Source organism: Massilia sp. LXY-6 (genome assembly GCF_051233485.1).
Lineage (GTDB): Bacteria > Pseudomonadota > Gammaproteobacteria > Burkholderiales > Burkholderiaceae_D > Telluria.
The window spans coordinates 1-6373 of sequence record NZ_JBKFGF010000019.1 but is presented as its reverse complement, the minus strand read 5'-3'; the positions used below and the strand labels follow the sequence as shown (position 1 = coordinate 6373).

The 6373-nt window shown below is 62.9% G+C and carries 8 protein-coding genes and 1 pseudogene; 5 read left to right on the top strand and 4 right to left on the bottom strand.

Going from position 1 to position 6373, the window contains the following annotated elements:
* Positions 1-218 (top strand): annotated as a pseudogene (locus ACI48D_RS10295) (hypothetical protein); the annotation flags it as partial.
* An 81-nt stretch (positions 219-299) separates the two neighbouring features.
* On the opposite strand, the gene dmeF reads toward ACI48D_RS10295, so the two are convergent.
* The 4 genes from dmeF to ACI48D_RS10275 form a co-directional block, all read right to left on the bottom strand.
* Complete coding sequence (gene dmeF, locus ACI48D_RS10290; RefSeq protein WP_435571134.1) at positions 300-1577, bottom strand: CDF family Co(II)/Ni(II) efflux transporter DmeF; 1278 nt, start codon at positions 1575-1577, stop codon at positions 300-302.
* An 81-nt stretch (positions 1578-1658) separates the two neighbouring features.
* A complete protein-coding gene (locus ACI48D_RS10285; RefSeq protein ID WP_435571133.1) occupies positions 1659-1835 on the bottom strand; it encodes a DUF1289 domain-containing protein in 177 nt (58 codons plus the stop codon).
* A gap of 5 nt (positions 1836-1840) precedes the next feature.
* Entirely contained in the window at positions 1841-2116 is a 276-nt protein-coding gene (locus ACI48D_RS10280) for a metal/formaldehyde-sensitive transcriptional repressor (protein WP_435571132.1), read from the bottom strand.
* Between the two features lie 200 nt (positions 2117-2316).
* Positions 2317-2619 carry a YciI-like protein gene (locus ACI48D_RS10275; RefSeq protein ID WP_435571131.1) on the bottom strand — a complete coding sequence of 101 codons (303 nt, stop codon included), beginning with the start codon at positions 2617-2619 and terminating at the stop codon, positions 2317-2319.
* Positions 2620-2718: 99 nt separating this feature from the next.
* Here ACI48D_RS10275 and ACI48D_RS10270 point away from each other — a divergent pair, with 99 nt between their 5' ends.
* The 4 genes from ACI48D_RS10270 to ACI48D_RS10255 all read left to right on the top strand — a co-directional run bounded on the left by ACI48D_RS10270 (position 2719) and on the right by ACI48D_RS10255 (position 6343).
* Positions 2719-3030 (top strand): PAAR domain-containing protein, encoded by a 312-nt coding sequence (locus ACI48D_RS10270; RefSeq protein ID WP_435571130.1) that lies wholly within the window; start codon positions 2719-2721, stop codon positions 3028-3030.
* 93 nt (positions 3031-3123) lie between these two features.
* Positions 3124-3672, top strand: a complete 549-nt coding sequence (locus ACI48D_RS10265; protein WP_435571129.1) for a DUF2231 domain-containing protein — start codon at positions 3124-3126, stop codon at positions 3670-3672.
* Positions 3673-3842: 170 nt separating this feature from the next.
* The gene (locus ACI48D_RS10260; RefSeq protein WP_435571128.1) at positions 3843-4916 is read left to right on the top strand and encodes an alpha/beta hydrolase; all 1074 of its coding nucleotides are present in this window, start codon (positions 3843-3845) and stop codon (positions 4914-4916) included.
* Positions 4917-5344: 428 nt separating this feature from the next.
* Positions 5345-6343: a BMP family lipoprotein gene (locus tag ACI48D_RS10255; protein WP_435571127.1), complete on the top strand. Its 999-nt coding sequence runs from the start codon at positions 5345-5347 to the stop codon at positions 6341-6343.
* The last annotated feature ends 30 nt before the right edge of the window (positions 6344-6373 follow it).

Genomic DNA, 6373 nt, shown 5'->3' with positions numbered 1-6373 from the left:
ACGACCTGTATGTCGCGGACACCGGCAACGCCACCATCCGCAGGATCAACCTCGACAACGTGACCAGCACGGTAGCGGGCGTCGCCGGGCGCCAGGGCATCGCGCTCGGCGCCCTGCCCGGCGGCCTCGACCGGCCGGCCGGCGTGGCGCGCGCGCCGGACGGCTCGTTCGCGATCACGACCCATAACCTGATCGTGAAGCTGCTGGCGGCGAAGTAAGAAGGTCTGGCGTGCAGCCAGAAGCTGCCTTTGCCTGTCCACCAAGGCAACGGCAGCTAACCAGCGACCGGTTCTACGATCTCAGACCGCAGTATGCATCGGGTTCACTTCAACCGTCAGGTGCGACAATCCCTTAAAGCGCTTGAGCGCAGCGTGATAAAAAGCGGGACTGTGCTGTGGTTTCCTGGTCAGCAGGGAAACCACAGCCCCCATGTGGCCCGGGCCGAGGCGCCATACGTGAAGGTCGAGCACTTTGTCTCCGTTACCTTCAATTACCTGACGCAAGTTGTCAGCCATCCTCTGGTCGGTGTTCATGTCCAGCAGGATCCCTCCCGTGTCACGCATCAGGCCGAACGACCAGTTTGCGATCACCAGCGCGCCGACGACGCCGGCCAGCGGGTCCATCCAAAGCCAGCCAAATTGTCTTGCCAGTAAGAGGCCAATGATGGCCAGTACCGAAACAGCTGCATCCGCCATGACGTGAATATAGGCGGCGCGCATGTTGTGGTCGCGATGCGCGGCGTCATCATGATCGTGCGTATGCTCTTCGAACTCGACCGCATGCTCGCCCTCCGGCAGCCGGACGATAACCTTGAATGCATGCGGCTCCGGGATCTCTTCTTTCGATTCGAGGTAAGCGCCCCGGTCCGCAAACGTGAAGGATTGTTGCGAGCCGTCGGGGCGGATCGTCATCACGGAAAGAGCCGGGGGCGGCAGCTTCGAGTTTGCGGATTCAGGCGTCAGCCGGAAAACAGGCGGCACACCATCTTCAAAGATGGACAGCGAGAAAACGCCGGACGAAGCGATAATGCGCTGCGCTTCCTCCTCATGACCGTGGTCATCATGGCCGTGGCGATGTCCGTGACCATGGCTGTGCCCGTGGCCATGCTCATGATGCCCGCCACTCAGTAGCCAGACGCTCGCGATGTTGACCAGCAGGCCAAGGACTGCGATTGGAATCGCCTCGCCGAAGTGAATGGGTACCGGCGAGAAGAACCGCACAATGGCTTCGTAGCCAATCAGCAGGGCAATCATCGCAAGTACGATGGCGCTCGTGAATCCAGCCAGGTCACCGAGCTTGCCCGTGCCGAAGACGAAGCGCGGGTCGGTCGCGTGTTTGCGCGCGTAGGTGTACGCCAGCGCCGCAATCAACATCGCGCCGGCATGCGTGGACATATGCAATCCATCAGCCACCAGCGCCAGGGAGCCGAACAGGCTACCGCCGATAATTTCGAGCAGCATCATGGCGCTGCATAGCGCAATCACCGCCCACGTTTTGCGTTCATTGCTTTCGTGGCCGGCCCCCAGAAAAATGTGGTCGTGGCCCGCGCCGAAGGCGGCGTTTGCGAAGTCGCTCATGTTCGTATCGGTCCGACTGCCGGCTTGGCCGGGAGTATGGGTGTGAGTCAGGTCTTGCATATGGTTTCCTTGCCGGCTGCGCTAACGCTCGCTCAGCTTTTTTTCGCGCCGCGCGCGTTCGTTGATGATCTGGTGCCTGCGGTGATCGGTCATCTTCTTCCACTCGCGCGCCTCGGCGAGCGTACGGAGACATCCGGTGCAGAAGCCGGTCTTGCGATCGAATTGGCATAGCTCGATGCACGGCGATTTGACGGCCATGGTGCCTACTTGAGATAGGCTCGGATCACGTCGAGAAGCTCACCCGTGCCTTCCGAACGAGCCGCCTCGCTCAGGTCGCTGGCGGCGACGTGTTCGCGGACATGATCCTCGATAACCTCGGCCATCAAGCCGTTGATTGCGCCCCGGCTAGCCGCCAGCAAGTGCAGAACCTCGGCGCACCCGGCCTCAGCCTCCAGGGCGCGTTCGATCGCCTCGACTTGCCCACGTATGCGGCGAACACGGGCAAGTAATTTTGCCTTTTCTCTCGTCGTATGTGACAAATGAACACCATGCAGGATAGGGTACGGGGGTATATTATAGCTAAAAGCAAGGCCTGACCGAAAGCCGTCATGGCCGAGGAGGATGGGAGCGATCAACCGACAGCAAAGCCCGCTATTGGGCCGAAATCGGAAGTTCGCCAAAGCCCGGTGTACGGCCCTTGTTGCTCTGAAGGTAAGTAGATGGTTTTGCTGGAGCTGCTTTAGTCGGGACGCACCGGCGTGACGGCGTCCTTGCCCACCACGGTATTCCACGGGCGCACGCGCCAGCTCTTCACCAGGCCCTCGGTGACGTAGGGATCCGCCCTGGCGAAGCGCTCGGCGGCTTCCGGGGAGTCACCGGTGAACAGCAGCGCGGCGGTGTCGGCCGGATCGGCCAGCGCGCCGGCCATCACGAGCTCGCCGCGCTGCTCGGCTTCCCAGGCCAGCTTCAGGTGGGGGTTGCGGAATTCGCCGCGGCGCGCCAGGTAGTCGGGCGCCAGTTCATACATCAGCAGGTAGTGCACTTCAGCTCCAGGAAAGATTCAGCACGAGCGAAATATCTTACTTGATCTTTTGTGGACATCCCAAGTAGAGCAACGCGAACCGCTGCGGCGAATGGCAACATGACCGTCATGAAACGCCATCACATCACCCTGGGGGCAGGCACGACAGCCGACGGCGTCGTCACCTCGGCGACATCCCTGCTGTCCATCGACGGTAGGCACATGGCGCTGGAAGGGGATGAAATACGTTGCCATACCTGCGGCAGCACGGGCCTCATCCAGTGCATCGGGCCACGCCTGCCGGAACAATTCAACGGCAAGCAGGTGGCACTCGAAAACGACCTGTGCATGTGCCAGTGCGTGCCGCATCCCCGCCTGCTCCCCAGCCAGACCCAAAGGTACCAGTACGTTGACGAGGCCCAGTCCGCTTAGCGGTTCGCCTCGCGTGCGGGTCCAGGCGCAGGCTTGTGCCACACTGTCCCCTCCCCTCGACCGTCCGCCCACGACCATTTCATGGAGGAACATATGCCCAAATCGACCCTGGCCGGCCACCCGCTGCACCCGATGCTGATCGTCGCGCCTGCAGCCCTGATTCCGTTCGGCTTCATTCTTGACGCGATGGCCCGCTCGACCGACAACGACGATTACGCCAACGCCGGCTACTACAGCCTGGCCGGCGGCCTGATCGGCGGCCTCGCGGCCGGTATCGCCGGTGCCATGGACTATATGGCGATCGAATCGGAAACCGAGGTCAAGCGTACGGCGAATGTGCATGCGATGCTGAACGGCGGCGCGCTGGCGCTGACCGCCGCCAACGTCGCCATGCGCCGCAATGAATACAGGCACGGCGGCACCGGTACCACGCTGGCGATGGGGGCCATCGCTGCGCTGGGCGTGCTGGTGTCCGGCTGGTTCGGTGGCAAGATGGTCTACGAACAAGGCATGCGCGTAAAGGGCGTCAGCCCGGTGGAAGACGTGCCGGACATGAAGATGCTGCCGGCCGACGAGCGTGTCGAGCACGCAATGCACAGCGTGGAGCGCCATATGCCGTCCGCCGGACCGACGATGCAGTGAGCACGACAATCCGATGACCATGGCGGGCCGTTCTGTGCGGCCCGCCTGCAACTTCCTGCCCGGCATGTTATCGTTGCGATATGGCAACGTTTGCGCAAGGTCGACCATGCTGTCGCGGCTTTGTACCTCAGCGCACAGAATTTCATGGATGGCAGAGGTAGACTAAGCGCATGGACACTCGGAAAAAAGTAGCGGCGGGTATGGCTGGCTTTGCCAGCATGCTGTGGCTGGGCCTGACGGCTGCGGTCGCCGCCAACCAGCGCCGCCTGGTGTTCAATCCCACCGTCGAGCGTGAAGTCAAAAACCCGCGCAGCAGCGGCCACCGCACCCGTTCCGTGGTGCTGCGCGCCGCCGACGGCACCCGGCTCTGCGGCTGGCTGATGACCCCGAAGATTCCCGGCCCCCACCCGGCCGTCGTCTACTTCGGCGGCCGCTCCGAAGAAGTTTCCTGGGTGGTGCGCGATGCCGGCAAACTGTTTCCCGACATGGCCGTGCTGGCCGTGAATTACCGCGGCTATGGCGAATCCCACGGCGACCCGGCCGAGATCCACATGATCGAGGATGGCTGCATGCTGTTCGACTGGATGGCGTCGCGCGCCCACGTGGATGCGCGCCGCATCGCCGTGGTCGGCCGCAGCCTGGGCTCCGGCGTCGCGGTGCAAGTGGCGAAGGAACGTCCGGTGCATTCGGTGGTCCTGATCACGCCCTACGATTCGATCCTGGCGATCGCCAAGCGCAAGTTCCGCGTGATGCCGATCGAGTACATGCTGCGCCACCGTTTCGAGTCGATCAAGTATGCCCCGGCACTGAAGGCCCCGACCTATGTGCTGCGTGCCGCCAGCGACGACGTGGTGCCGCATTCGCATACCGACCAGCTCGTCGCCAAGCTGGCCCAGCTGTGTGGGGACGACACCGTGCCCGACTCGGACCACATGAACATCCCCTATCTGGAAGGGACCCAGCGCCGCGTCGCGAATTTCCTGGCGTCCCAGTTCGCCAAATCGCTGGCCGATGCCGCGGCAAGCGGCAGTCCCGCAGCCGATGCCGCTCCGGCAAGCGCCGCTTCGGCGGCCCCCATCCCTGCGCCGGCCATCCCCTCCGTCGCCACCGACGGCGCACCGGCCGTCGCGGCCGTCATCGATACCGCCGGGCCGATCGCCTTGCCCGTCATCGATACCGCCCCGGTGCTCGCCGTGCTGGCGGCGCCGCTCGTCACGGGCGAGCTTCCCCTGAGTGCCAAATAGGCAGTAAATAGATCGCCAGTCAGCTGGATCGGCGTTTGCTCTTCATTACGCACACGGCAAGAGCTGTGGTTTTCTGTTAGAAACAGCTGAAAAATGGCACTATTTATATTTCAACTAAATAAATTGCGAAGTAAAATCGTATTTGCCACGAATAAACGGGCTGATGCATAGTTGCAAAGCTGTGCTGCGAAGGTCACCGGTATTTCCCGATACGCAGCGCCGTGGTCGGCCCTGGTCTGGCCAGTGTTTGTTGCGCTGACGCGACGGCACCCCGCCGGCCTCGACCGCGATACACATCGACACCACAGCAGGAAAAGATTTTTGACACAATCCGCTGGCATTGCGCCGCGGAGGGCTGGTCCTTGCTTTGCCGCCTCCCATCGCAACCGTTGCGCCGGGTACAATATCAGGATTCCAGGAGCCATTACATGAAATTCAAGCAACTCAGTATGACGATCGCGGCGCTGTGCGTCGCCGGCAGCGCGGCCGCGGCAGGCGCGCCGAAGCTGGGCATCGTCTACGACGCCGGCGGCAAGTTCGACAAGTCGTTCAACCAGTCGGCTGCCGAGGGCATTGAGCGCTTCAAGAAAGAAAACGGCATCAACGTCTTCGAAGCCCAGGCCAGCAGCGATACCCAGGCCGAGCAGGTGCTGCGCGGCCTCGCCCGCAAGAAGCTCGACCTGATCGTGTCGGTCGGCTTCTCGCAGACCCAGGCCGTGCAAAAGATCGCCGCCGAATTCCCGGCCGTGCACTTCGTCCTGATCGACGGTAACGCCACCGGCAAGAACGTCAACTCGATCCTGTTCAAGGAGCAGGAAGGCTCCTACCTGGTCGGCGTGGCCGCCGCGATGGCTGCCAAGTCGGGCAAGATCGGCTTCGTCGGCGGCATGGACATCCCGCTGATCCGCGCCTTCGCCTGCGGCTACGTCCAGGGCGCCAAGGCCGTCAATCCGAAGATCGACGTGCAGCAGAACATGGTCGGCACCACCGCCGCCGCCTGGAACGACCCGGCCAAGGGTGGCGAGCTGGCACGTGCCCAGTTCGACCGCGGCGCCGACGTCGTGTTCGCGGTGGCCGGCGGTTCGGGCCTGGGCGTGCTGCAGATGGCCAAGACCAAGGGCAAGCTGGCGATCGGCGTCGACTCGAACCAGAACGACATCCAGCCGGGTTCCGTGCTGACCTCGATGGTCAAGAACGTCGGCAATGCCACCTATGACGCCCTGGTGCAGGCCAAGAACGGCCAGTTCGCTTCCGGCGTGACGTATAAAGGCCTGAAGGAAGGCGGCGTCGACTGGGCACTGGACAAGAACAACCGCGCCATCGTCCCCGCGGCGATGGAAAAGCGCGTGAACGCCGCCAAGGCCGACATCATCAGCGGCAAGATCAAGGTGGTTGACTATCGCACCGCCGGTTCCTGCCCCCAGTAATCGTCTAACCAGCTCCACCCTTCAAGCGCG

Coding starts and splice junctions, on each gene's coding strand:
- dmeF (WP_435571134.1), bottom strand. CDS start 1,577: ATGAGCGACTTCGCAAACGCCGCCTTCGGCGCGGGCCACGACCACATT.
- ACI48D_RS10285 (WP_435571133.1), bottom strand. CDS start 1,835: ATGGCCGTCAAATCGCCGTGCATCGAGCTATGCCAATTCGATCGCAAG.
- ACI48D_RS10270 (WP_435571130.1), top strand. CDS start 2,719: ATGACCGTCATGAAACGCCATCACATCACCCTGGGGGCAGGCACGACA.
- ACI48D_RS10265 (WP_435571129.1), top strand. CDS start 3,124: ATGCCCAAATCGACCCTGGCCGGCCACCCGCTGCACCCGATGCTGATC.
- ACI48D_RS10260 (WP_435571128.1), top strand. CDS start 3,843: ATGGACACTCGGAAAAAAGTAGCGGCGGGTATGGCTGGCTTTGCCAGC.
- ACI48D_RS10255 (WP_435571127.1), top strand. CDS start 5,345: ATGAAATTCAAGCAACTCAGTATGACGATCGCGGCGCTGTGCGTCGCC.